We start from the raw sequence: 22491 nt of genomic DNA, 5'->3' as shown, positions 1-22491 counted from the left end.
CTGTGCCCTCCCAGGATCCCATCCGACGGTGGTGTTCCGTCCGCGTGCGCGGCCGGGTCAGCGGCCTTCGGCGGGCGCCTTCACGGTGTCGTGGAGCGCGCCGATGATGCCGTCCCGGGTCCTGGCGCCCAGGCGGTCGCTGGTGACCAGAGTCAGGGGGATTGAGGGGAGGGGCGGAAGGGAGTCGATCCTCGTCAGGCCCGGCTCGCGCAGACGGGCCTGCGGGAGAGCTGTGATGCCCCCGGTCGTCTTGACGGCGGACAGGAGACTGACCAGGTCGGCGCATTCCCGGACGAGCGATCCGCCTGTCGCCGCTTCGGACGCCAGGATGTGGTCCCGGACCGTGCAGGGGGCGGTGAAGGTGACGAGCGCGCCCGTGTCCGGAGCGCGGTCCGTCGGGCCGACCCAGGTGAGGGGCAGGTCGGCGATGCGTCGGGTGCCGTGACCCAGGTCCCCGATGCCCAGCGCGACGTCCGCCGAGTGATCGTGCACGAACTCGCGCACCCGGGCGCTGCGGTGGAACCGGAAGCGGACGGCCCTGGCCGGATGGTCACGGGCGAGGACGCGCGCGACCGCGCGCAGCAGCGCCTCGGTGGCGTGCTCGGTGGAGACGACCAGCAGCTCCCCGCTGCGCGGGCCCAGCAGGCGGTGCAGGGCGTCGTCGTGCTCACCGAGCAGCCGGTGGGCCTCCCGCAGCACGTCCTCACCCCGGGACGTGAAGGCGATGTTCCGGCCCTGCCGCTTCACGACGGGGAAACCCAGCTCCGACTCCAGGCGGCGCAGATGCCCGCTGACAGCGGCCTGCGACAGATGCAGTGCCTCGGCCGCCCTGCGGACCCCGCCGAAGGAAGCCACGCTGACCAGGCTGCGCAGGCACGTGATGTCGAGGGTTGCCATGACTCATTGTCACCGGTGGACGAGGGAGGGAAGGAGGAATGTTCACGAATCCCGATCGGTCACGCGCGCCGACCGGTGCCGGTGCTGAGGTCGGGGCATGTCCCAGCGACCTCTTCCGGCCCTGACCGTCCTGCTGTACGCCCTCGGCTATCCCCTCGGCTCGCTCACCCTCGGCCATGTCACGCCGTTCCTGCTGATCCTGCTGCGCTTCCTGCTCAGTGCCGTGCTGATGTGGGCCGTCGTGGCCGTACGGCGCACTCCGCTGCCGCGCGGGCGGCTGCTCGCCTGGACGGTGACCGGCGGGCTGCTGGTGCAGGGGGTGCAGTTCCTCGGTCTGTACTGGGGCATGGCCCACGGGGTGGGGCCGGGTGTGGCGGCCCTGGTGATCGCCATGAACCCGGTCACCACCGCGGTCCTCGCCCGGCTGGTGCTGCGTCGGCGCGAAAGCCCCTGGGGACTCGTCGCGCTCGCCCTCGGCACGGTGGGCGTGATCGCGGCGTGCCTCCCACGGCTGCTGTCCGACCCGTCCGTCGGACCGGGACTGATCACCGTCCTGGTCGCTCTCGGCGGCTTGTCCGGCGGCTCCCTCCTCCAGGAGAGGAAGCTGCGCGCGGTGGACCCCGCCGTGTTCACCGCGATCGGCGTCACCGGCTCCCTCCCCCTGGCCGCCGCGCTCACCCTCACCACCCCGCAGCACATCACCGACCCCCTGCCCGGCGCCGCCCTGCTCCTGCTGCTCGTCCTCGCCAGCGCGCTGGGCATGGCCTGCTACGCGGCCTGCGTACGCAGCAGGGGAGCGCGGGGCGCGTCGATCCTGTTCGCCCTCATCCCCGCGGTCGCCGTGATCGCGTCCTGGAGCCTGCAAGGCACGCCTCTCGACCCCACCACCGCGGTCGCCCTCATCTGCGGCGCACTCGCCTGTGCCGCACAGAGCAGGTCGACGCGGCCCACGCCCGACCCCGCCGGGCGGAGCGGGCAGGGCGGCCCGTACGACGCGGCCACCGTCCGGGAACGAGTTCGCTGAAGACGGAGGCAGGCCACCGCGCACCTGCCCCGCCCGCCTCCCCGGCCGAGTTGCTGCCACCCGTCGATGCGAGAAGGTGAGGGAAAGGTCGGGGAAGGGAGCTTGTGGTGGCAGGCGGTCCCATCGATGACGCCGCGGTGCTGAACGCGCTGTTCGGAAACTCCCCCCAAGGGCTGTTCGTCTTCGACTCCGAGCGGAAGGTCACCCGCTACAACCCGGCCGGCCGAGGGGTCAGGAAGCTCGCCCCCGAGGACATCCTCGGCCACGACGTCGAGGAGTTCGCGCCCGGATTCGAACCGGGGGAACTCGGGTCCCTGATCGACGAGGCCCTCGCCAAGGGCGCGCCGCTGCGGGGGCGGCTGATCCGGGGGCCGTCGCCCTCCGACCCGCGCCGCACCCTCGCGGTGGAGGTGTCGCTCTTTCCGCTGCACCGCCCGGACGGCGGGACCGACGGGCTGGTGGGCGTGGTCGAGGACGTGACCGAGCGGCAGGCCGCGGCGGACCGGCTCGCCGTCCTGAGCACGGTGCACTCGACCGTCGGGTCCACGCTGGACGTACGGACCACGGCCGACGAGCTGGTGCGGGCCCTGGTGCCCGCCTTCGCCGACGCGGCGAGCGTCGACCTGCTGGACGACGACCTCGTCCCCGGCCCCCTGTCGGTCGGGGTGCCGCTGCGCCGCGTGTCCTTCGCTCCCGCGAGCGCCGTGACCGCCAGGAAAGTGGGGGACAGCCGGCCCTTCCCGTTCCCCTCCCCGTACACCCAGGCCCTCAACGACACCCGGGCCCGTGTCGCGCCGGTCTCGCCGGACGCGCCCTGGGTGGCCGCCGACCCGGACGCCTTCGCACCGCTGATCGAGGCGAACGTGCACTCCATGATCGTCGTACCGCTCATCGTGCGGAACACCGTGTTCGGTCTGCTGAACCTGTACCGGCACCGGACCGACCCCTTCGAGGAGGGTGATCTGGACGTGGCCCGGCAGGTGGCCGCCACGACCGCCGCCCACCTGGACAACGCGCGCAGCTACCGCCGCGAGCACGCGGTGGCCTCCACCCTGCAGCGCAAGCTCCAGCCCAGCACCGTTCCGCGCCTCTCGGCGGTGGAGACCGCCCACATGTACCTGCCCGAGAGCGCGGGCGGTGACTGGTTCGACGTCATCCCCCTGTCCGGCACGCGGGTCGCCCTCGTCGTCGGTGACGTCGCCGGACACGGCGTCGAGGCCGCGGCCACGATGGGCCAGCTCCGTATCGCCCTGCGCACGCTCGCCCTCCAGGACCTGGAGACGGACGAGCTGCTGACCCACCTGGACGAGGTCGCCTCCCAGCTCGCGGACGGCTCGGGCACGCAGGTGGCGACCTGCGCGGTCACCGTCTACAGCCCCGTCTCCCGCCGCTGCGCCATGGTGCGGGCGGGGCACCCGGCACCGGTGGTCGTCGACCCCGCCGGATCGCCGGTCGCCGTGGACGTCCCGCCGGGGCCGCCGCTGGGTGCCGGGGGCGGCCGTGTCTTCACCCCGGCCGTGATCGACCTGCTGCCGGGGAGCCTGCTCGCGCACTACACCAACGGCCTCATCGGCGCCCACGGCCACGACCAGGAGGCAGCCCGGCGCAGGCTCGAACAGACCCTCGCCTCTCCGGCCCGGCCCCTGCAGGAACTGTGCGACGACGCCGTCTACCGCATGGCGCCCTCCCGCCAGGACGACGCCGTACTCCTGCTCGCCCGCACCCGCACCCTGCCGAAGGAACACGTCGCGGACTGGACGCTGCCCGCCGACGCGTCCGTCGTGAGCACGGCACGCCGCCTCGTCGACCAGCAGCTCGCCGTCTGGGGCCTCGACAGGGCCGCCCACACCACCGGGCTCATCGTCAGCGAACTCGTCACCAACGCCATCCGTTACGGCCAGGGTCCCGTCCAACTGCGCCTCATCCACGACCGCGGCCGGCTGCTGACCGAGGTCACCGACACCAACAGCACCAGCCCCCATCTGCGCCACGCGCGTGAGAGCGACGAGGGCGGCCGCGGCCTCTACATCGTCATGCGCCTCAGCTCCCACTGGGGCGTCCGGCACAGCCACCAGGACAAGACGATCTGGTCGGAACAGCGGCTGGACGACGAGCCGGAGGGCCCGCCGCAACTCTCCTGAGCCGCCCCGGCCCCGCGTCAGGCCGGGAGCCGCGGATCTCGGCGGACGTACGCCGCCCAGGTCACGCCCGCGCAGACCACGTACGCGGCGACGAACGCCACGTACGCCGCGTCGCCGTTCCCGACCGCCAGGAACGACTGGCGGAAGGCGATGTTGACCAGGACGCCCCCGAAGGCGCCGACCGCCCCGGCGAAGCCGATGAGGGCCGAGGTGCGGGCCTCGCTGTCGGGAGCGGTCCGGCACAGGGTCGGGATCATCTTGTAGGTCGAGCCGTTGCCCAGGCCGCTTAGGACGAACAGAGCGGTGAACGCCGTCATGAACAGGGGCAGCGAGTGGGCCCTCGATGCGGCCAGCGCCAGCAGGGCGCCGCCCGCCATCGCCGCGAAGGCCGCCAGGCTCACCCGTGCCCCGCCGAAGCGGTCGGCGAGGCGGCCGCCCACGGGACGCACGAGGGAGCCGAGCAGCGGACCGAGGAAGGTCAGGTACGCGGCGCTGACCGGCGTGCCGAACTCCTCCGCGAACTGCACCTGGAGCACCTGGCCGAAGGCGAACGAGAAGCCGATGAACGAGCCGAACGTGCCCACGTACAGCAGGGATACCAGCCAGGTGTGCCGCCACCCGAGCAGGACGCGCAGTTGACCGGGCGGCCGGGGCACGCGCAGGTCGTCCATGCGGAGGAAGGCGCACACGGCGGCGGCGACGATGAGCGGCACGTAGAGCAGCACCAGCACGCGAGGACGGCCAGCGCCGACCGTGGCGAGGACGGCGAGCCCCGCCAACTGCACCGCCGGGACACCGAGGTTGCCCCCGCCCGCGTTGACACCGAGGGCCCAGCCCTTGAGGGCTTGGGGGTAGTACGCGTTGACGTTCGCCATGGAGGACGCGAAGTTGCCGCCGCCGACCCCCGCGAGGCAGGCGGTGAGCAGCAGGGTGCCGTACGAGGCGCCGGGCTCCAGCACGACGGCGGTCGCCACGGCGGGGACGAGCAGGAGCAGCGCGCTGACCACGGTCCAGGTGCGCCCGCCGAACACGGCGACGGCACGGGCGTACGGCACGCGCAGCAGCGCGCCGAGCGCGGTCGGCAGGGCGGTCAGGAGGAACTTGCCGGCCGGGTCGATGCCGTACTCGGGCCCGAGGAAGAGGACCAGGACGGACCACAGGCTCCACACCGAGAACCCGACGTGCTCGGCGAGGACGGACCACACCAGGTTGCGGCGGGCGATGCGGGCGCCGCCCGCCTGCCAGAAGGCGGGGTCCTCGGGGCGCCAGCCGGTGAGTTCGCGACGCCGGCCGGGGAGCAGCCGGCGCAGGGGCGGGCCGTCGTCACGAACGCCGGGCGGATCGGCCGGGTGGGCGCTGGTCACAGGCATGAGGGACCGCCTTCGGGGCTCGGGACGTACGGGGGAGTGGTGCGTACCCGCCACACGGGCAGCCGGGCGGGCGTGCCGTCGGGCGCGGTGGGCTCGTCGAGACAGGTGCCGGTGCTCAGGTCGAAGACCTGCTTGTACATGGGGGAGGCGACGACGCGAGTGCTCCCCCGGCTGCCGAGCAGGCCGCGGGACATGACCTGGGCGCCGCTGAACGGGTCGCGGTTGCCGACCGCGTGGAGATGCCCGTCCCGGTCGCGGAAGAGGGCGACCTGCTCGTCGCCGAGGAGTACGGCCACACCCCGGCCGGGGACGAGGTCGGCGTACCTCAGGACGGGGACCCAGCGGACACCGTGCCGGACCTCGACCACCACATCCGTCATCGCCCGGCCTCCTCGGCGGCCGTGAGGACGAGGTCCCGCGGCGGGCGCCCGTGCTCGCCGGGCCGGGCGGGGCGTATCTGCTCGCGTTCGGTCACGAAGGTGACGGTGGGGTCGGGCACGTCGGGGGCGTTGGCGAAGGAGGTGAAGCGGCGCAGCCGGTCGGGGTCGTCCAGTACGGCGGCCCACTCGTCCGCGTATCCGGAGACATGGCGGGCCATCTGGGCGTCGAGGTCGGCCGCGATGCCCAGCGAGTCGTCCAGCACGACGGCGCGCAGATGCTCCAGGCCGCCCTCCAGCCGCTCCAGCCAGGGCGCGGTGCGCTCCAGGCGGTCGGCGGTGCGGATGTAGAACATCAGGAACCGGTCGATGGTGCGGACGAGGGTCGCCTTGTCCAGGCCGGTGGCGAGCAGGTCCGCGTGGCGCGGGGTGGTGCCGCCGTTGCCGCCGACGTACAGGTTCCAGCCGGTGGACGTGGCGATGATCCCGAAGTCCTTGGACTGCGCCTCGGCGCACTCGCGGGCGCACCCGGAGACGGCCGACTTCAGCTTGTGCGGGGCACGTAGTCCCCGGTAGCGCAGCTCCAGTTCGATGGCGAGCGCCGTGGAGTCCTGTACGCCGTACCGGCACCAGGTCTGCCCGACGCAGGACTTCACGGTGCGCAGCGCCTTGCCGTAGGCGTGGCCGGATTCGAAGCCGGCGTCGACCAGGCGGCGCCAGACGGCGGGGAGCTGGTCGACGCGGACGCCGAAGAGATCGATGCGCTGTCCGCCGGTGATCTTGGTGTACAGGCCGAAGTCGCGGGCCACCTCGCCGATGACGATCAGCTTCTCCGGCGTGATCTCGCCGCCCGGCACGCGCGGCACGACCGAATAGGAGCCGTTGCGCTGGAGGTTGGCGAGGTGGTGGTCGTTGGTGTCCTGCAGGGCCGCCTGTTCGCCGTCCAGGACATGGCCGTTGCCCAGGCTCGCCAGGATCGAGGCGACGACGGGCTTGCAGATGTCGCAGCCCTCGCCGGTGCCGTGGTGGTCGAGGAGGGTGGTGAAGTCGGTGATGCCCCGGACGCGGACGATCTCGTACAGCTCGGCGCGGGTGTGGGCGAAGTGCTCGCACAGGTCGCGGGAGACCTCGGCGCCCGACGCGGCCAGCTCGTCCCGGACCACGGTGCCGAGCACCCCGAGACAACTCCCGCATCCGGTACCGGCCTTGGTGCACTTCTTGACCTCGGCGACATCGGTGAGCCCTTGGTCCCGCACGGCGGCGCGGACAGCACGTCCGGTCACGCCGTGGCAGGAGCAGAGCACCGCGTCGTCGGGCAACTCCACCGCACCGGTCCCGCCTTGGCCGGAGGGCAGCACCAGTCGCTCCGGCGGTACGGTCAGCGGCTTCCCGGCGAGGGTGAGCGGGCGCAGTACGCCGTACGCCTCCGTGTCGCCCACCAGGACGCCCCCGAGGAGGGTGTCGTCGGCGCCGATGACGAGCTTCTTGTAGACACCGGAGCGGCTGTCGGTGAAGGTGACGTCGAGGGCGCCGTCGGCGGTGCCGTGCGGGTCGCCGAAGCTGGCCACGTCGACGCCGAGCAGCTTGAGCTTGGTGGAGAGGTCCGCGCCGGTGAACTCACCTGTTCCTCGGCACAGTTGCCGTGCTGCGGTCTCCGCCATCGCATAGCCGGGAGCGACGAGCCCGTATACCCGCCCGTCGGCCGCCTGGGCGCACTCGCCGATGGCCCAGACGCGCGGGTCGGCGGTGCGGCAGGAGGCGTCCACGGTGATGCCGCCGCGCTCTCCCACCGGCAGGCCGCAGTCGCGGGCCAGTCGATCACGGGCGCGGACCCCGGCCGAGAACACCACCAGTCCGGCCGGGAGTTCGGTGCCGTCCGACAGCCGCGCCGCCCGGACGCGTCCGTCGTCGCCCGCGTCCACGGCCGACGTACCGGCGCCGGTGTGCACGCGTACACCCAGCTCCTCGATCTTGCGGCGCAGCACCGCTCCGCCGCCCTCGTCGACCTGGAGCGCCATGAGTCGCGGGGCGAACTCCACCACATGCGTGTCCAGACCGAGGGCGCGCAGCGCACCGGCCGCCTCCAGGCCGAGCAGTCCGCCGCCGACGACGATCCCGGTCCGGGCGCGCGCGGCGTCCTCGCGGATGGCGCGGACGTCGTCGAGCGTGCGGTACACGTGACAGCCGGGGAGGTCATGACCGGGCACGGGCGGTACGAAGGGGTACGAGCCGGTGGCGAGAACCAGCGCGTCGTAGCGCAGGACACGCCCGGAGGCGCTGGTGACGGTGCGGGCGGTGCGGTCGACGGCGGTGGCGGGGTCGCCGAGGTGGAGGGAGATGCCGTGCCGCGTCAGGAACCCGTCCGGCACCACGTTCAGTTCCTCGGCGGGCGTGCCGGAGAACCAACTGGTCAGGTGGACGCGGTCGTAGGCGGGCCGGGGCTCCTCGGCGAGGACGGTGACGTGCCAGGCGTCGGCGCCCGGCTGCTCGTACAGCGCCTCCAGGAAGCGCTGGCCGACCATGCCGTGGCCGACGAGCACCAGTTCCTTCGGCTGTCGGGTGGTGGGGGCGGTCATGGGCGGGACTCCTCGATGACTCGGGCGGACGGCGATGCGGTGAGCAGGGACAGCGGGTCCGGGCCTACAGGGCGGCCGGTGAGGTAGGCGCGGGTGAGGGTGCCCGCGGTGGCGAGGTCGCCGACGAGGACGGCGCCGACGATCCGGTCGCCGCGCAGCACGAGCTTCTTGTAGGCGCCACGGGTGGCATCCCCGATGCGCAGCACGTCGGCGCCCTCCTCGGCGGCGTCGTCGCACGCGCCGAACGCGGCGAACTCCACAGGGCCGGCGGTGAGACGCGACATCGGCCGGGAGCCGGTGTAGCGCGCGCCGGGGTCGGTGCCGGAGAGGCGGGCGGCGAGCACGTCGGCCTGGTCCCAGGCGGCCATGGCCATGCCGTGCGGCGCGGCGCGGTGTTCGGCGCAGTCACCGAGGGCGTAGGTGTGCGGGGCGCAGGCGAGGGTGTCGTCCACCACGACCCCGTGCCGTACGGGCAGTCCGGCGGCGCGGGCGAGGGCGGTGCGGGGGCGCACTCCGCAGGCGAGGACCACCAGGTCGGCGTCGAGGCGGCGGCCGTCCGCCAGGGTGACCCCGGTGACGCGCTCGCCGCCGTCCAGCGCCGTGGCGCGCTCGCCGGGGTGGACCGTCACACCGAGGCGGGCCAGTGTGGTGCGCAGGGCTGCGCCGGCCCGGCTGTCGAGATGGCGTTCGACCAGGTGGGGGCCCTGGTGGACGATGTCCACGGGCAGACCGCGGGCGGCGAGGGCGTGCGCGGTGCCGACGCCCAGCACACCACCGCCGATCACCACGGCACGGCCGGCGGTGTCCGCGTCGCGGATGAGGCGTGTGCAGTCGGTGAGGGAGCGCAGCACGTGTACGCCGCCCGACGCGTCGCCGAGCCCGCGCAGCGGCGGCAGTACGGGCTCGGCGCCGGTGGCGAGGACCAGGTCGTCGTAGGTCTCGCGGCTGCCGTCGGCGAGGGTGAGGGTGCGGCCCCGGACGTCGACGGCGACGACCTCGGTCCCGGTGCGCACCCGTGCGTCCCAGGTCGGCAGCGCGACGGCACCGGGCCGGTGCCGCCCTGCGAGTACGTCGGCCAACAGGGCGCGGTTGTAAGGGGCGTGGGGTTCGGCGCCGTAGAGGGTGGTATCCGTCGGCCCGGCGTGGGCGTGGAGCTGCTGGGCGAGGCGCGCGGCGGCCATCCCGGCGCCGACGACGGCGATGCGGCGGGGCTTCACGCGGTGACCGCCACCGGAGCCGCGGGTGCGCCGACCCGGGGGAGCACCGCTTTCTCGACCCGCACCGCGCACACCTTGAACTCCGGCATCCGGGAGACCGGGTCGAGGGCCGGGTTGGTGAGCAGGTTGGCACGTTCCGGGCCGGGCCAGTGGAACGGCATGAAGACCGTGTCGGGCCGGATGGCGGGGGTGACACGGGCCGGGGCGGTGACGGTGCCCCGGCGGCTCGTGACGGTGAGCGGGTCCCCGTCGCGGACCCCGAGCCCGGTGGCGAGGTCGGGGTGCAGCTCGACGTACGGTCCGGGCGCGGCGGCGGCCAGTTCCGGCACCCGGCGGGTCTGGGCGCCGCTCTGGTAGTGGGTGACGGTGCGCCCGGTGGTGAGGTGGAGCGGGTAGGCGTCGTCGGGTTCCTCGGCGGCGGGGCGGTGCGAGGGCGCGGTGAAGCGGGCCCGGCCGTCGGGGTGGGCGAAGCGGTCGAGGAAGAGGCGCGGGGTGCCGGGGTGCTCCGGGGCCGGGCAGGGCCAGAAGACGCCGTCCTCGGCCGTGATGCGGTCGTAGGAGATGCCGGAGTAGTCGGCGGGCGCCCCGGCCGTGGCCCGGCGCAGCTCGGCGAAGACCTCCTCGGGGGCGTCGGGGAACCCGGTCGCGTGGCCCAGGCGTCGGGCCAGGCCGCGCAGTACGGCCAGGTCGCTGCGGACGCCGGGCGGAGGCGTGACGGCGGCCTGGCGCAGCAGGACGCGGCCCTCCAGGTTGGTGAGGGTGCCGGTCTCCTCGGCCCACTGGGTCACCGGCAGGACGACATCGGCCATCAGCGCCGTCTCGGACAGCACGACGTCGCACACCGCGAGATGGTCCAGCGCGGCCAGCCGACGTGTGACGCGGGCGGCGTCCGGGGCGGAGACGACCGGGTTGGACCCCATGACGAGCAGCGCGCGGACCCCGCCGGGCCGGCCGAGGGATTCCAGGAGCTCGTACGCCGACGGCCCGGAGTGCGGCAGGGCGCCGGGGTCCACGCCCCAGACGCCGGCGACGTGCGCCCGTGCCTCCGGGTCCTCCAGGGAGCGGTAGCCGGGCAACTGGTCGGACTTCTGGCCGTGTTCGCGGCCACCCTGGCCGTTGCCCTGCCCGGTGAGGCAGCCGTATCCGCTCAGCGGCCGTCCGGCCCGGCCGGTGGCCAGACACAGGTCGATCCAGGCGCCCACGGTCGCGGTGCCCTTGCTCTGCTGTTCGGGCCCGCGCGCGGTGAGCACCATCGCGTGCGGGGTGCGGGTGAACAGGGCCACCGCTTCACGGAGTCGCGGCACGGGTACCCCGGTCAGCGCCTCCACGCGTTCGGGCCAGTGGGCCATGGCGGCGGCGCGTGCGTCGGCCCAGCCGGTGGTGCGGGCGGCGATGAACTCCTCGTCCAAGTGCCCTTCGGAGATGGCGAGATGGAGCAGGCCGAGCGCCAGGGCCAGGTCCGTGCCGGGGAGGGGCTGGAGGTGCAGGTCGGCCAGTTCGGCGGTGCGGGTGCGGCGCGGGTCGACGACCACGAGGGTGCCGCCGTTCTCCCTCAGCTCCCGCAGGTAGCGCACGGCGGGCGGCATCGTCTCGGCCGGGTTGGCGCCGACCAGGATCACGCAGCCGGTCCGTGCCACGTCCGCGAGCGGGAAGGGCAGGCCGCGGTCCAGACCGAACGCGGCGCGGGAGGCGGCGGCCGCGGAGGACATGCAGAAGCGGCCGTTGTAGTCGATCGAGCGGGTGCGCAGCGCGACACGGGCGAACTTGCCCAGCAGGTAAGCCTTCTCGTTCGTGAGCCCGCCACCGCCGAACACCCCCACCGCGTCCGGCCCGTGGGTCCCGGCGGTGGCGGTCATCGCCGACGCGACCCGGTCCAGCGCCTCGTCCCAGGACGCCTCGCGCAGGCCGTCGGCGTCACGCACCAGGGGTGCGGCCAGTCGCGCACCGGGCGCCAGCAGTGCGGCCGAGGTCTGTCCCTTCCCGCACAACGCGCCCCGGTTCACCGGGAATTCGTCGCGCCCGGAGACCTCGGGGACCCCGCCGGTGGCGCGCAGCCGCATGCCGCACTGGAGGGAGCAGTACGGGCAGTGAGTGTCGGTCATGGCAACGAGGCTGGCCCGCCGCCGTTTCCACTCGCGCTCGGCCGCGTTGCCCGTGCGGTACGGGACGCGCACAGCGCCGCCGGAGCGGTGTGCGGGAGAGGACATCTTCCGTAACGCGCACGCCCGTTGCGGTAACCGGGACGTGACCGGCTGGCAACGGCCGTGACATCGTGCCCCCGCAGCCTCGGGGCATGAAGGCCGGTACCAGGGAGACGGCCGCCGAACTCACCGGCTTCACGGTGGGCGTCACGGCGGCACGCAGGCGTGAGGAGCTGACGGCGCTGCTGCGTCGGCGCGGGGCGCGGGTGGTGGAGGCGCCCGCGCTGCGCATCGTGCCGCTGGAGGACGACGCGGCACTCCGCGCGGCCACCGAGCGGTGCCTCGCGGCCCCGCTGGACTATGTGGTGGCGACCACCGGCGTCGGCTGGCGGGGCTGGATGAGCGCCGCAGAGGGCTGGGGCTACGGCGCCGCGCTGACCACCGCCTGCCGGGAGGCCGCAGTGCTCTCGCGGGGTCCGAAGGCGACGGGCGCGGTACGGGCCTGCGGCACCACGGAGACGTATTCGCCCGCCTCGGAGGCGGTGGACGAACTGCGCACCTGGCTGCTCGCGCGGGACCTGCGGGGCCGGCGGGTCGCGGTGCAGGAACACGGGGCGCCCCTGCCGGGACTCGCCGCGGCGCTACGGGAGCGGGGCGCGGAGGTAGTGGAGGTGCCGGTGTACCGGTGGGCGCCGCCGCAGGACCCCGAGCCGGTGCGACGGCTGGCGGAGGCCACGGCGCGCGGCGAGGTGCACGCCCTGCTGTTCACCTCCGCGCCCGCCATCACCTCGTTCCTGGAACACGCGGAGGCGGCGGGCCGGTACGAGACGGTCCTGGAGCGGCTGCGCACGGACGTGCTGGCCCTGTGCGTCGGCGCGGTGTGCGCCCGGCCGCTGCTGGAGGTGGGCGCGGAGCCGGTGTGGCCCGAACGAGGCAGACTGGGAGCGATGGTCCACCTGCTCACCGCCACGCTCCCCGGCCGGAACCGGTACCTGGTCCCGGCCGGCGACCGCACGCTGATCCTCCAGGGCAACGCGCTGCTGCTGGGCGGCGACGAGGCTCCGGCCGAAGCGGTGTGGCTGACGCCAGGGTCGGCCCGGGTCCTGCGGGCGCTCGCCGAACGGCCGGGCTGGGTGGTCGGCCGCCCCGACCTGCTGCGCCGGGTATGGCCGGGCCAGGGCGCGGACGAGCACGCGGTGGAGGCGGCGGTCACCCGGCTGCGGGCGGCACTGGGCCCGTACGCGAGTCTCGTCCGCACGGTGCCCAAGCGCGGATACCGACTGGCGACGGAAGCCCCGGCCCGGCGGGACGGCGGTGCCCGATGAACGCACGGCACGCGCTGCCGAGGGTGGCGCAAGGTACCGACCGGCTGCGGGCGGCGCCGTGGCCCCGTGCGGACCTGGTCCGGACGGTGCCCGAGTCCGGGTCCACCAGGGCCCCGGCCCGGCGGGAGGGCGGTGCCCGATGAACGCACGGTACGGGCTGCCGAGGGTGGCGCAAGGTACCGACCGGCTGAGGGCGGCGCCGTGGCCCCGTGCGGACCTGGTCCGGACGGTGCCCGAGTCCGGGTCCACCAGGGCCCCGGCCCGCCCGCGAGGCGGTGCCCGATGAGCGCACCCACGCTGCTGGCGGTGGCGCACGGCACCCGGGACGAGGAAGGGGTGCGTACCGTACGCGCCCTGCTGGACGAGGTGCGCCGGACCCGGCCCGGACTGCGGGTGGAGCTCGCCTGGCTGAGCCTGGTGGAGCCCTCGGTGCCGCAGGCGCTGGCCTCGCTGCCCGGCCCCGCCGTCGCGGTCCCCCTGCTGCTGGCCAGGGGCTACCACGTACACGCCGACCTCCCGGCCCTGCTGGCGGACGTGAGCCCCGGCACGGTACGGGTGGCCCCGGCCCTCGGCCCTTCTCCGTTGCTGGCGGACGCCCTGGCCGCCCGCCTGGCCGAGGCGGGCCGCCCGGCGGACGGCGGACCGGTCGTCCTGGCCGCCGCCGGCTCCTCCGACCCCCGCGCCCGGGCGGACACCGCGGAATCGGCCCGCCTGCTGTCGGCCCGCCTTCACGCCCCGGTGGCGGTCGCCTTCGCCTCCGGCGAAGGCCCGTCACCCGCCGAAGCGGTGGCCGACTTGCGGGCGGCGGGCCATGCGGACGTGGCCCTGGCGGCCCACCTCCTGGCCCCCGGCCACTTCGCCCGCACCCTGACCGGGACCGACGCCCGCTGGACGACAGCCCCCCTCGGCACCCATCCCTCGGTCACGGAACTGGTGCTGCGCCGGTACGACGAGGGGGCGCGGGCGGGGCGGCCCGTGGAGGCACGCGGACCGGTCCTGGCCCGCTGACGCCGCGCGGCCGCCCGTTTGCGGTCGGCGGCGAGGGCGCGAAACATGGACGAGGGGTTCGTCCCCTCGGGGGCGCGCCCGCGTGGACGGACACCGTCTCGGGGTACCCGTCACCACCAGCGGCTGGGTAAGCCGCGCGACGAGGCACTCGTGTGCCCATTCCAAGGAGTGGCCATGCCCGACATCCCGCCGCCCATCACCCCGTACCTCGAACCGGCCGCGAAGGAGCTGGCCGAGGCGACCGACCCGCACCCCCGGATCTACGAGGTCCCGCCGGAACAGGGCCGGGCCATCCTCGCCGACCTCCAGAGCGACACCAGCGTGCCCCGTCCCGAGGTGGACGAGGAGTGGGTCGACGTGGACGCCGGGGAGTGGGGGACGGTCCGCACCCGCATCATCCGGCCCAAGGGGGTGACCGGCCCGCTGCCGGTGCTGTTCTACATCCACGGCGCCGGCTGGGTGTTCGGCGACGACAAGACCCACGACCGCCTCTTCCGCGAACTCACCGTCGGCGCGGGCGCCGCGGGTGTCTTCCCGGTCTACGACCGCGCGCCGGAGGCGAAGTACCCCACCCAGGTGGAGCAGAACTACGCCGTGGGCCGGTGGGTCCTCGAACACGGCGCGGAGCACGGCCTGGACACCTCCAGCATCGCCGTCACCGGCGAGTCGGTCGGCGGCTGCATGGCGGCGGTGTTCGCGCTGATGAACAAGGACCGCGGCGGCATCGACCTCAAGGCCCAGTGCCTCCTCTACCCGGTCACGAACGCCGACTTCGACACGCCGTCCTACAACCAGTTCGCCGAGGGGTACTACCTCACCCGTGACGGCATGAAGTGGTTCTGGGACGCCTACACCTCCGAGCCGTCCGAGCGCAACGAGGTGTACGCCGCCCCGCTCCAGGCGTCCCTGAGCGAGCTGGAGGGACTGCCGCCCACCCTGGTCATCACCGACGAGGCGGACGTCCTGCGCGACGAGGGCGAGCAGTACGCCAACAAGCTCCGCGAGGCGGGCATCGACGTCACCTCGGTCCGGGTCGCGGGCATGGTCCACGACTTCCTGCTCCTGGACAGCCTGCGCGACACCAGGGCGGCCAACATCGCCCGCAAGATCGCCATCGACTTCCTGGGGACGGCTCTGCACGACGACTGAGGCGGAGGGCACGGCACATTGTTGACGGTGCTTACATCGGGTGGCTACCCTGATGTAATCACCGTCAACTTGCGAGCTCTGGAGCCGTGCCATGCCCTCGTCCCAGCAGGAACCGCAGCGGGAGACAGTCGAGGTCGACCTCGGCGGCCGTACGGTCACCGTCCCCAAGGGCGGTCTGTACGACCGGTACCGGATGGAGACCGACCTCGACGAGGTCGCCCGCGACCCCCGCGTCAGCGGCGTGGACTTCTTCCGCGAGCTGCCGAAGACCAAGGTCGACTCCCCGATCGGCCCCACGCTGACCCCGAACTTCTACTACCGCCTCTCCACAGCCCGGCTCACGATGCTCGCGCCCACCCGCGCCATCCGCTCCCGGCTGCCCCGCGAACTGGCACCGCTGGAGGTCGCGCCGGGCCTGGGCCTGGTCTCGGCGATGTTCTTCCGGTACGACGTGTGCGACATCGACTTTTACACCGAGGCCGCCGTCGGCATCGCCGTGAAGCCGGCCCGGCACGGCAGGCTCGGCTTCTTCGACCTCGTCGCCGCCCTCAAGAACGAGCGCCTCGACTCCTACGTGCTCTCCCTCCCGGTCAGCACGGAGATCGCCCAGGTGCGCGGCCACGACGGCTACGGCTTCCCCAAGTGGGTCACGGGCCTGGACGTCGACATCGACGCGCAGCGCACCACCGCGCGCGTGGCCAACGACTCCGGCGGCACCGACCTGGCGCTCTCGGCGCCCACCCCGGCCCAGACCATCCACCCGAGCGGCGAGCGGGTCTCCTCCCTCACCTCGTACACGTCGATCGGCGACGCCTGGCACTCCACCCTGAGCCAGACCAACGTGCTGGCGTCCGGCACCGCACTCGTCCCGCGTGACGTCGGACTCGAGGTGGGGGAGGGCCGCATGGCCGACGACCTGCGCTCCCTCAGGCCGATCCGGACCGTCCAGTTCGACGTCGTGACCGAGGGCCAGCTCGCCCTGCACATGCCGGTCCCGACCTCGGTCCGCAGCCGGTAAGTGAGGAGCCCCGCCATGGCCGTCGACCAAGCCACCCCCACCACCGCCCGCTTCACCGGTCTGCCCGCGTCCCTGACACCGGCCCGCATCGAGCGATTGGCGGCACGGATCACCGCCGCCCCCGACGCCGTACGCGTGACCACCACCGCCCCCTACACCGGCGCACCGCTGGCCGACCTGCCGGTCTCCACGCCCGCCGACGTCGAGGACGCCTTCGCACGGGCCCGCATCGCCCAGCGGACCTGGGCCGCCACCCCGCTGAGCGAGCGGAAGAAGATCCTGCTCCGCTTCCACGACCTCGTCCTCGCCCGCCAGGACGAGGCGCTGGACCTGATGCAGGCCGAGAACGGAAAGACCCGCCGGGACGCGTTCCTCGAAGTCGTGGACATCGCCGTCGTGTCCCGCTACTACGCCCGCAACGGCGCCCGGTACCTCGCGCCCAAGCGTCGCCGGGGCGCGATTCCCCTGCTCACCCGCACCACCGAACTGCGCCACCCCAAGGGCGTCGTCGCGGTCGTCTCGCCCTGGAACTACCCGCTGAGCATGGCCGCGAGCGACGCGATCGCGGCGCTCATGGCCGGCAACGCCGTCGTCCAGAAGCCCGACACCCAGACCGCGCTCACCGCACTGTGGTCGCTGGAACTGATGCGGGAGGCCGGACTCCCGTCCGGGGTCTGGCAGATGGTGGTCGGGCGGGGCAGTTCCATCGGCGGCGCGCTGATGGCGGGCGCCGACTACATGATGTTCACCGGCTCCACCGCCAGCGGCCGCAAGATCGCACGGGACGCGGGGGAGCGGCTCATCGGCGCCTCCCTCGAACTCGGCGGCAAGAACGCCATGCTCGTCCTGGACGACGCCGACATCGAGAAGGCCGCCGACGGTGCCGTCGCCGCCTGCTTCCCCTCGGCCGGCCAGCTCTGCGTCTCCGTCGAGCGCCTCTACGTGGCCGATCCGGTCCACGACGAGTTCGTGGCCGCGTTCGTGGCGCGCGCCCAGCGGCTCAAGGTCGGCGGCTCGTACGACTTCAGCTACGACGTCGGCAGCCTCACCACACCCGCCCAGCTCAAGACCGTCACCGAGCACGTCGACGACGCCGTGGCCAAGGGGGCGCGGGTCCTCGCGGGCGGGAAGGCGCGCCCGGATCTCGGGCCGCTGTTCTACGAGCCGACCGTCCTCGCAGGCGTCACCCCCGACATGACGCTGTACGACCACGAGACGTTCGGCCCCGTCGTGTCGGTCTACCCCGTCCGCGACGACAGCGAGGCCGTCGCGCGGGCCAACTCCACGCCGTACGGGCTCAACGCCAGTGTGTGGTCCCGTAGTGGTGCGCGGGGCCGCGCCGTGGCAGCCCGGCTGCACGCGGGCACCGTCAACGTCAACGAGGCGTTCGCCGCCGCGTGGGGCAGCGTCGACGCGCCGATGGGCGGCATGGGCGACTCCGGCCTCGGCCGACGCCACGGCGCCGAGGGCATCCTCAAGTACACCGAGGCCCAGACCGTGGCTCACCAGCGTGTACAGGGGTTCACCCCGCCGTCGGGCATCGCGCCCGAGACGTGGGCCGCGCTGCTGACCGGCGGGCTCAAGGCGCTCAAGGCGATCGGTTCCCGCTGAACCGACGACAAGGCGGCGCGGCTCCGACAGAGCCGCGCCGCCTTGTCGTGCGGGAACGGTTCGCGCTACGCGGCGCCCCTTGCCGTGCTCAGCCAGGTGCGGTAGCGGCGCAGTGCCCGCCGCTGCCTGCGCTGCTCCGCGAGGAGGGCGAGCGCCGGGTGGGTGCCGGGCGTGGGGCGGCTGCCGCGGGCTATCCGGCGCATCTGGTGACGGACCTGTGCCATGCCGGCGGCCGAGGCGAGCGCCTTGTCGGACCAGGTCACCGGCCTGAGCTGCCGCTCGGCCTCGCGGCCGGCGCGCCAGCGCCCGGGCAGGTCGGGGGTGACCGCGAGGGCGGTGCCCATCCCGATGACCGCCACCCCGCTGTCGAGGACCCGCTCCGCGGTCTCGCGCCGGGTGATGCCGCCGGTGAGCATCAGCGGCAGCGGGCTGGTGCCGACCAGGTCCTTCGCCAGGTCGAGGAAGTACGCCTCGCGGGCCTGGGTGCGCGCGTCGGCCGCGCGGCCGGACATCGCCGGGCTCTCGTAGCTGCCGCCGGACAGCTCGACCAGGTCGACACCGAGCGGCGCCAGCATCTCGATCACCTGGCGCGCGTCGTCGGCGTCGAAGCCGCCGCGCTGGAAGTCGGCGGAGTTCAGCTTGACCGCGACCGCGAAGGACGGTGAGACGGCGGCCCGTACGGCGCGGACCACGTCCAGCAGCATCCGGGCCCGGTTCTCCAGCGAGCCGCCCCACTGGTCGGTGCGCCGGTTGACCAGGGGAGAGAGGAACTGCGAGAGCAGGTAGCCGTGCGCGGCGTGGACCTCGACGCCGTCGAAGCCCGCCTGTTCGGCGCGTCGGGCGGTGACCGCGTACCGGGTGACGGTCTCCTCGATCTGCTGAGCGGTCATGGCGACCGGGCGGCCGAAACGGCTGCTGTGCTTGCCCAGTTCGACACCGACCGCGGAGGGCCCCCACACCACGCCGGGCATGTCGGACCCGATCTGGCGGCCCGGGTGGTTGATCTGCATCCAGATCGCCCCGCCTCCCGCCTTGCCCGCCTTCGCCCACTCGGCGAACGGCTCCAGCGGCGCCGCCTCGTCGAGCACGACTCCGGCCGGACCGGTCAGCGCCTCGGCATGCACCATGACGTTGCCGGTGATGAGCAGTCCGGCACCGCCCTCGGCCCACCGCCGGTACAGCCCGAGCAACTCGCCGCCAGGCAACTGGCCGTCGGCCGCCATGTTCTCCTCCATGGCCGCCTTGGCGATCCGGTTGCGCAGTACCTGCCCGGAGCGCAGGGGCAGCGGCGAGAACAGTTCGCTGGTCATCCGCTTAACCTCTCGTTCTGTATCGCTTACAATGTGTACAGCGTTCACATTAAGCCAGGAATGTAAGCGCCGTAAACTTCGAGGAGTGTGACCTATGCCGCAAGCGAGCAGCTCGTACCACCACGGCGATCTGCGTGCGGCCTGCCTGCGTGCCGCGCGGGAGCTGCTGGAGGAGGACGGCAGCGCCGGACTCTCGCTGCGGGCGGTGGCGCGGCGGGCGGGCGTGTCGGCGACGGCCCCCTATCGCCACTACGCGGACCGTGACGCGCTGGTCTCCGCGGTCGCGGCCGAGGGGTACCGCGAACTCGCCGGACACCTGGCCGCGGCCCACCCCGCACCCAGGACGCCGGACGAACTCGCGGCGGTCGCCGTCGCGTACGTGCGTTTCGCGCTCGACCGCCCCGCGATGTTCCGGGTGATGTTCGCGGAGCCGTGCGACCCGAACAGCGAGGAGCGCGTCGCCGCGACCGCCGCCATCTCCGGGTACGTCCATGGCATCGTGCGCGCCGTCTTCCCCGACGCCGACCCGGACGCGCTGTCGACCACGGTGTGGGCGCTCGTACACGGCCTGGCCTTCCTGCACCTGGACGGCAAGCTCGACTCCTCGACGCCCGAGGTGGTGGAGGCCCAGGTCCGCGCGGCCGTCCAGGCGGTGTTCTCCCTGTCGGCGGCGCGGTAGGGCGCCCCATGTCGAGAGCGGAGCCGTACGGCTCGTCGTCGACCAGAGCGTGCGCATGCCCCAGGCCGCCGAGGCGCGCCGGCCCATGGAAGCCGGCGGACACGTCGGCAGGATCCTCCTGGTGAACGAGCAGTGCGAGGGCGGCACTCGGCGCGCTCACGGCCCCGCCCGAGCGTCACAGCAGACGTAAGATCCGTCGCCGAACCGGCCCCGGATTGGTGTGAGATACGTCTTCATCCGATCAGGGGACGCCACCAATCCACCCCCGCCGCGGGACCGGATTCCCCCCGTGAGCGAAGAACAGAGGGACCCAAGGACACCGCCGCCGGGTCTGCCGCGCCTGGCGCTGGGAGCGCTGAGCGGCATCCTGTCCGGCTTCGCCTCACTGGCCCTGGCCGAACTGGTCGCGGCTGCGGTACGTCCCCAGTCCAGCCCGGTCGTCGCGGTCGGCGGAGCCTCCATCGACCAGACCCCGGCAGCGCTCAAGGACTGGGCGATCCGCAACTTCGGCACCAACGACAAGCTGGTGCTGCAGCTCGGCATCCTCGTGGTGCTCGCGCTCCTCGCCCTGGCGCTGGGTGCGCTGGCGGTGCGCCGCCGGGTGGCCGGAGCCGCCGGGATCCTGCTGTTCGGCGTCATCGGCGCGGCGGCCGCCCTCACCCGCCCCGACTCCCGAGGCTTCACCGACGCGCTGCCGTCCCTGGCCGGGGCCGTCGCCGGAGCGGGACTTCTGTACTTCCTGGCGGGACGCCTCACAACTCCCGCCGTACCGAAGGGCGCTGACAGCGATTCCGCCGCGCCGGACACCTGGGACCGCCGTGGCTTCGTCATCGCGGCCACCTCCGCGGCCGCCGGGTCCGCCGTCGTGGGCGGGGTCGGCAGGTCGCTGACCTCCTCCCGGGCGGGGGACGCCGTCGCCTCCCGCAAGCAGGTCGTCCTGCCGAGCCCCGGCTCCCCGGCCCGGCCGGTACCCCGGCGGGCGGCCTTGCGGGTCGACGGCGTCAGCTCCTACCTCACGCCCAACAGTGACTTCTACCGCGTGGACACCGCCCTGGTGGTGCCGAAGGTCGACGCCACCGCCTGGCAACTCCGCATCCACGGTGAGGGGGTGAGCCGGCCGCTCACCCTCACCTTCGACGACCTGCTGCGCCGGAAGCTGATCGAGCGCCACATCACCATGACGTGTGTGTCGAACGAAGTGGGCGGCCCGTATGTGGGCAACGCCCGCTGGACCGGCGTGCGCCTGGCCGACCTGCTGGCCGAATGCGGGGTCAAGGCTCCCTCGCGCGGCGGACCGGCCGACCAGTTGGTCGCCCGCTCGGTGGACGGCATGACCATCGGGACGCCCGTCGAGGACATCATGGACGGCCGCGACGCCATGCTCGCCGTCGGCATGAACGGCGAACCGCTGCCCTTCGAACACGGCTTCCCCGTCCGCATGCTCGTCCCCGGCCTGTACGGATACGTCTCCGCCTGCAAGTGGATCCAGGACATCGAGCTCACCACGTTCGACTCCTACGACCCCTACTGGGTCAAGCGTGGCTGGGCGCGCAAGGCGCCCGTCAAGACCCAGTCCCGGATCGACACGCCCAAGCCGTTCGCCCGGCCGAAGACCGGCACCGTGATGGTGGCCGGCGTCGCGTGGGCCCAGCACCGCGGTATCGACAAGGTCGAGATCCGCGTGGACGACGGCCCCTGGCAGGAGGCGCACCTCGCTGCCGAGGACACGCGTGACACCTGGCGCCAGTGGTCCTTCCCCTGGCAGGCCGGCAAGGGATCCCACACCCTCACCGTGCGCGCCACCGACCGCGGCGGAAGCGTGCAGACGGAGAAGCGCGCGCGGACCATACCCGACGGTGCCAGCGGCTGGCACTCCGTCGTCGTGACCGTGGACTGAGCCGCCGTACCGAGTCGCCCACCCGGGCGATCACGTCGCCCCCTGAACCAACTCTCGCTTTCCAGCAGCCAGTTGCTGCCCATCGATACAGGAGAAAATTGATGAACGCTCGCATCCGTCGCACCGCCGGTCTGCTCTCCGCCGCCGTGATGCTCCCCCTCGCGCTCAGCGCCTGCTCCGGCAGTGACAGCGGCAGCGACTCGGCCAAGTCCGAGTCGTCGTCGCCCGCCGCCTCCTCGCCGAAGGCCAGTGAGGGTATGAGCGGCATGGACGAGCCGTTCGGTCCGGCGTGTTCGTCGGTGCCGAAGAACGGCGCGGGTTCCTTCGACGGCATGGCCAAGGACCCGGTGGCCACGGCTGCTTCGAACAACCCGGCGCTGTCGACGCTGGTCACGGCGGTGAAGAAGGCCGGTCTGGTCGACACCCTGAACAACGCCCAGAACATCACGGTGTTCGCGCCGACCAACGACGCGTTCAACAAGATCCCGAAGGCGACGCTGGACAAGGTCCTCAACGACAAGGCCCAGCTCACCAAGATCCTGACCTACCACGTCGTGGGCAAGAAGCTGGCGCCGAAGGACCTGGAGAACGGCTCCTTCGACACCCTGGAGAAGTCCAAGCTCATGACCTCGGGCATGGGCGAGTCCTACACCGTGAACGACTCCGCCAAGGTCGTCTGCGGCAATGTCAAGACCGCCAACGCCAACGTCTACATCATCGACACCGTCCTGATGCCCAAGAGCTGACCGGT

The 22491-nt window shown here is 73.3% G+C and carries 17 protein-coding genes; 10 read left to right on the top strand and 7 right to left on the bottom strand.

Annotated elements, in window-relative coordinates; translation table 11 throughout:
• Positions 1–57: 57 nt before the first annotated feature.
• A complete protein-coding gene (locus tag HEK131_RS17450; RefSeq protein ID WP_244336014.1) occupies positions 58–897 on the bottom strand; it encodes a LysR family transcriptional regulator in 840 nt (279 codons plus the stop codon).
• A gap of 97 nt (positions 898–994) precedes the next feature.
• Between HEK131_RS17450 and HEK131_RS17445 the strand changes: the two genes are divergently transcribed.
• Complete coding sequence (locus HEK131_RS17445) at positions 995–1921, top strand: DMT family transporter (RefSeq protein WP_244336012.1); 927 nt, start codon at positions 995–997, stop codon at positions 1919–1921.
• 107 nt (positions 1922–2028) lie between these two features.
• Complete coding sequence (locus HEK131_RS17440; RefSeq protein ID WP_244336010.1) at positions 2029–4062, top strand: SpoIIE family protein phosphatase; 2034 nt, start codon at positions 2029–2031, stop codon at positions 4060–4062.
• Between the two features lie 17 nt (positions 4063–4079).
• On the opposite strand, the gene HEK131_RS17435 is transcribed toward HEK131_RS17440, so the two are convergent.
• The 5 genes from HEK131_RS17435 to HEK131_RS17415 are packed head-to-tail and all read right to left on the bottom strand — an operon-like array spanning position 4080 to position 11704.
• Entirely contained in the window at positions 4080–5432 is a 1353-nt protein-coding gene (locus tag HEK131_RS17435; RefSeq protein ID WP_244336009.1) for a nitrate/nitrite transporter, read from the bottom strand.
• Complete coding sequence (locus tag HEK131_RS17430; RefSeq protein WP_217462046.1) at positions 5423–5812, bottom strand: nitrite reductase (NAD(P)H) small subunit; 390 nt, start codon at positions 5810–5812, stop codon at positions 5423–5425. The genes HEK131_RS17435 and HEK131_RS17430 overlap by 10 nt, the downstream gene beginning before the upstream one ends.
• Positions 5809–8385, bottom strand: coding sequence for a nitrite reductase large subunit NirB (gene nirB, locus HEK131_RS17425; protein WP_244336008.1), 2577 nt, complete (start codon positions 8383–8385; stop codon positions 5809–5811). Before nirB ends, HEK131_RS17430 begins: the two co-directional genes overlap by 4 nt.
• Positions 8382–9602 (bottom strand): NAD(P)/FAD-dependent oxidoreductase, encoded by a 1221-nt coding sequence (locus tag HEK131_RS17420; protein WP_244336007.1) that lies wholly within the window; start codon positions 9600–9602, stop codon positions 8382–8384. The genes nirB and HEK131_RS17420 overlap by 4 nt, the downstream gene beginning before the upstream one ends.
• The gene (locus HEK131_RS17415) at positions 9599–11704 is read right to left on the bottom strand and encodes a molybdopterin oxidoreductase family protein (protein WP_244336006.1); all 2106 of its coding nucleotides are present in this window, start codon (positions 11702–11704) and stop codon (positions 9599–9601) included. The genes HEK131_RS17420 and HEK131_RS17415 overlap by 4 nt, the downstream gene beginning before the upstream one ends.
• Positions 11705–11895: 191 nt before the next feature.
• Here HEK131_RS17415 and HEK131_RS17410 point away from each other — a divergent pair, with 191 nt between their 5' ends.
• From HEK131_RS17410 to HEK131_RS17390, 5 genes are all read left to right on the top strand, one after another.
• Positions 11896–13068 carry a uroporphyrinogen-III synthase gene (locus tag HEK131_RS17410; RefSeq protein WP_244336005.1) on the top strand — a complete coding sequence of 391 codons (1173 nt, stop codon included), beginning with the start codon at positions 11896–11898 and terminating at the stop codon, positions 13066–13068.
• Between the two features lie 282 nt (positions 13069–13350).
• Complete coding sequence (locus HEK131_RS17405) at positions 13351–14076, top strand: sirohydrochlorin chelatase (protein ID WP_244336004.1); 726 nt, start codon at positions 13351–13353, stop codon at positions 14074–14076.
• Between the two features lie 174 nt (positions 14077–14250).
• Positions 14251–15225 (top strand): alpha/beta hydrolase, encoded by a 975-nt coding sequence (locus tag HEK131_RS17400; protein WP_217462040.1) that lies wholly within the window; start codon positions 14251–14253, stop codon positions 15223–15225.
• Positions 15226–15316: 91 nt separating this feature from the next.
• Positions 15317–16243 carry an acetoacetate decarboxylase family protein gene (locus tag HEK131_RS17395; RefSeq protein WP_244336003.1) on the top strand — a complete coding sequence of 309 codons (927 nt, stop codon included), beginning with the start codon at positions 15317–15319 and terminating at the stop codon, positions 16241–16243.
• Positions 16244–16258: 15 nt separating this feature from the next.
• Positions 16259–17854 (top strand): succinic semialdehyde dehydrogenase, encoded by a 1596-nt coding sequence (locus tag HEK131_RS17390; RefSeq protein ID WP_244336002.1) that lies wholly within the window; start codon positions 16259–16261, stop codon positions 17852–17854.
• 65 nt (positions 17855–17919) lie between these two features.
• Here HEK131_RS17390 and HEK131_RS17385 read toward each other — a convergent pair whose 3' ends face one another.
• Positions 17920–19164 (bottom strand): NADH:flavin oxidoreductase/NADH oxidase family protein, encoded by a 1245-nt coding sequence (locus tag HEK131_RS17385; RefSeq protein WP_217462037.1) that lies wholly within the window; start codon positions 19162–19164, stop codon positions 17920–17922.
• Between the two features lie 94 nt (positions 19165–19258).
• Here HEK131_RS17385 and HEK131_RS17380 point away from each other — a divergent pair, with 94 nt between their 5' ends.
• The 3 genes from HEK131_RS17380 (at position 19259) to HEK131_RS17370 (ending at position 22486) form a co-directional block, all read left to right on the top strand.
• Complete coding sequence (locus HEK131_RS17380) at positions 19259–19843, top strand: TetR/AcrR family transcriptional regulator (RefSeq protein ID WP_217462036.1); 585 nt, start codon at positions 19259–19261, stop codon at positions 19841–19843.
• A 289-nt stretch (positions 19844–20132) separates the two neighbouring features.
• On the top strand, positions 20133–21740 hold the full coding sequence (locus tag HEK131_RS17375; protein ID WP_244336001.1) for a molybdopterin-dependent oxidoreductase: 1608 nt from the start codon (positions 20133–20135) through the stop codon (positions 21738–21740).
• 101 nt (positions 21741–21841) lie between these two features.
• On the top strand, positions 21842–22486 hold the full coding sequence (locus HEK131_RS17370) for a fasciclin domain-containing protein (protein WP_244336000.1): 645 nt from the start codon (positions 21842–21844) through the stop codon (positions 22484–22486).
• Positions 22487–22491: the final 5 nt, after the last annotated feature.

It is taken from the genome of Streptomyces seoulensis (genome assembly GCF_022846655.1).
Taxonomy (GTDB): domain Bacteria; phylum Actinomycetota; class Actinomycetes; order Streptomycetales; family Streptomycetaceae; genus Streptomyces.
Note: the sequence above shows the minus strand (reverse complement) of the source record. Positions and strands in the feature narration are given on the sequence as shown.

What these genes read in the sequence shown, in the direction of transcription:
- HEK131_RS17450 (WP_244336014.1), bottom strand. Translation starts at nt 897, where the DNA reads ATGGCAACCCTCGACATCACGTGCCTGCGCAGCCTGGTCAGCGTGGCT.
- HEK131_RS17445 (WP_244336012.1), top strand. Translation starts at nt 995, where the DNA reads ATGTCCCAGCGACCTCTTCCGGCCCTGACCGTCCTGCTGTACGCCCTC.
- HEK131_RS17435 (WP_244336009.1), bottom strand. Translation starts at nt 5,432, where the DNA reads ATGCCTGTGACCAGCGCCCACCCGGCCGATCCGCCCGGCGTTCGTGAC.
- HEK131_RS17430 (WP_217462046.1), bottom strand. Translation starts at nt 5,812, where the DNA reads ATGACGGATGTGGTGGTCGAGGTCCGGCACGGTGTCCGCTGGGTCCCC.
- nirB (WP_244336008.1), bottom strand. Translation starts at nt 8,385, where the DNA reads ATGACCGCCCCCACCACCCGACAGCCGAAGGAACTGGTGCTCGTCGGC.
- HEK131_RS17415 (WP_244336006.1), bottom strand. Translation starts at nt 11,704, where the DNA reads ATGACCGACACTCACTGCCCGTACTGCTCCCTCCAGTGCGGCATGCGG.
- HEK131_RS17410 (WP_244336005.1), top strand. Translation starts at nt 11,896, where the DNA reads ATGAAGGCCGGTACCAGGGAGACGGCCGCCGAACTCACCGGCTTCACG.
- HEK131_RS17405 (WP_244336004.1), top strand. Translation starts at nt 13,351, where the DNA reads ATGAGCGCACCCACGCTGCTGGCGGTGGCGCACGGCACCCGGGACGAG.
- HEK131_RS17400 (WP_217462040.1), top strand. Translation starts at nt 14,251, where the DNA reads ATGCCCGACATCCCGCCGCCCATCACCCCGTACCTCGAACCGGCCGCG.
- HEK131_RS17395 (WP_244336003.1), top strand. Translation starts at nt 15,317, where the DNA reads ATGCCCTCGTCCCAGCAGGAACCGCAGCGGGAGACAGTCGAGGTCGAC.
- HEK131_RS17390 (WP_244336002.1), top strand. Translation starts at nt 16,259, where the DNA reads ATGGCCGTCGACCAAGCCACCCCCACCACCGCCCGCTTCACCGGTCTG.
- HEK131_RS17385 (WP_217462037.1), bottom strand. Translation starts at nt 19,164, where the DNA reads ATGACCAGCGAACTGTTCTCGCCGCTGCCCCTGCGCTCCGGGCAGGTA.
- HEK131_RS17380 (WP_217462036.1), top strand. Translation starts at nt 19,259, where the DNA reads ATGCCGCAAGCGAGCAGCTCGTACCACCACGGCGATCTGCGTGCGGCC.
- HEK131_RS17370 (WP_244336000.1), top strand. Translation starts at nt 21,842, where the DNA reads ATGAACGCTCGCATCCGTCGCACCGCCGGTCTGCTCTCCGCCGCCGTG.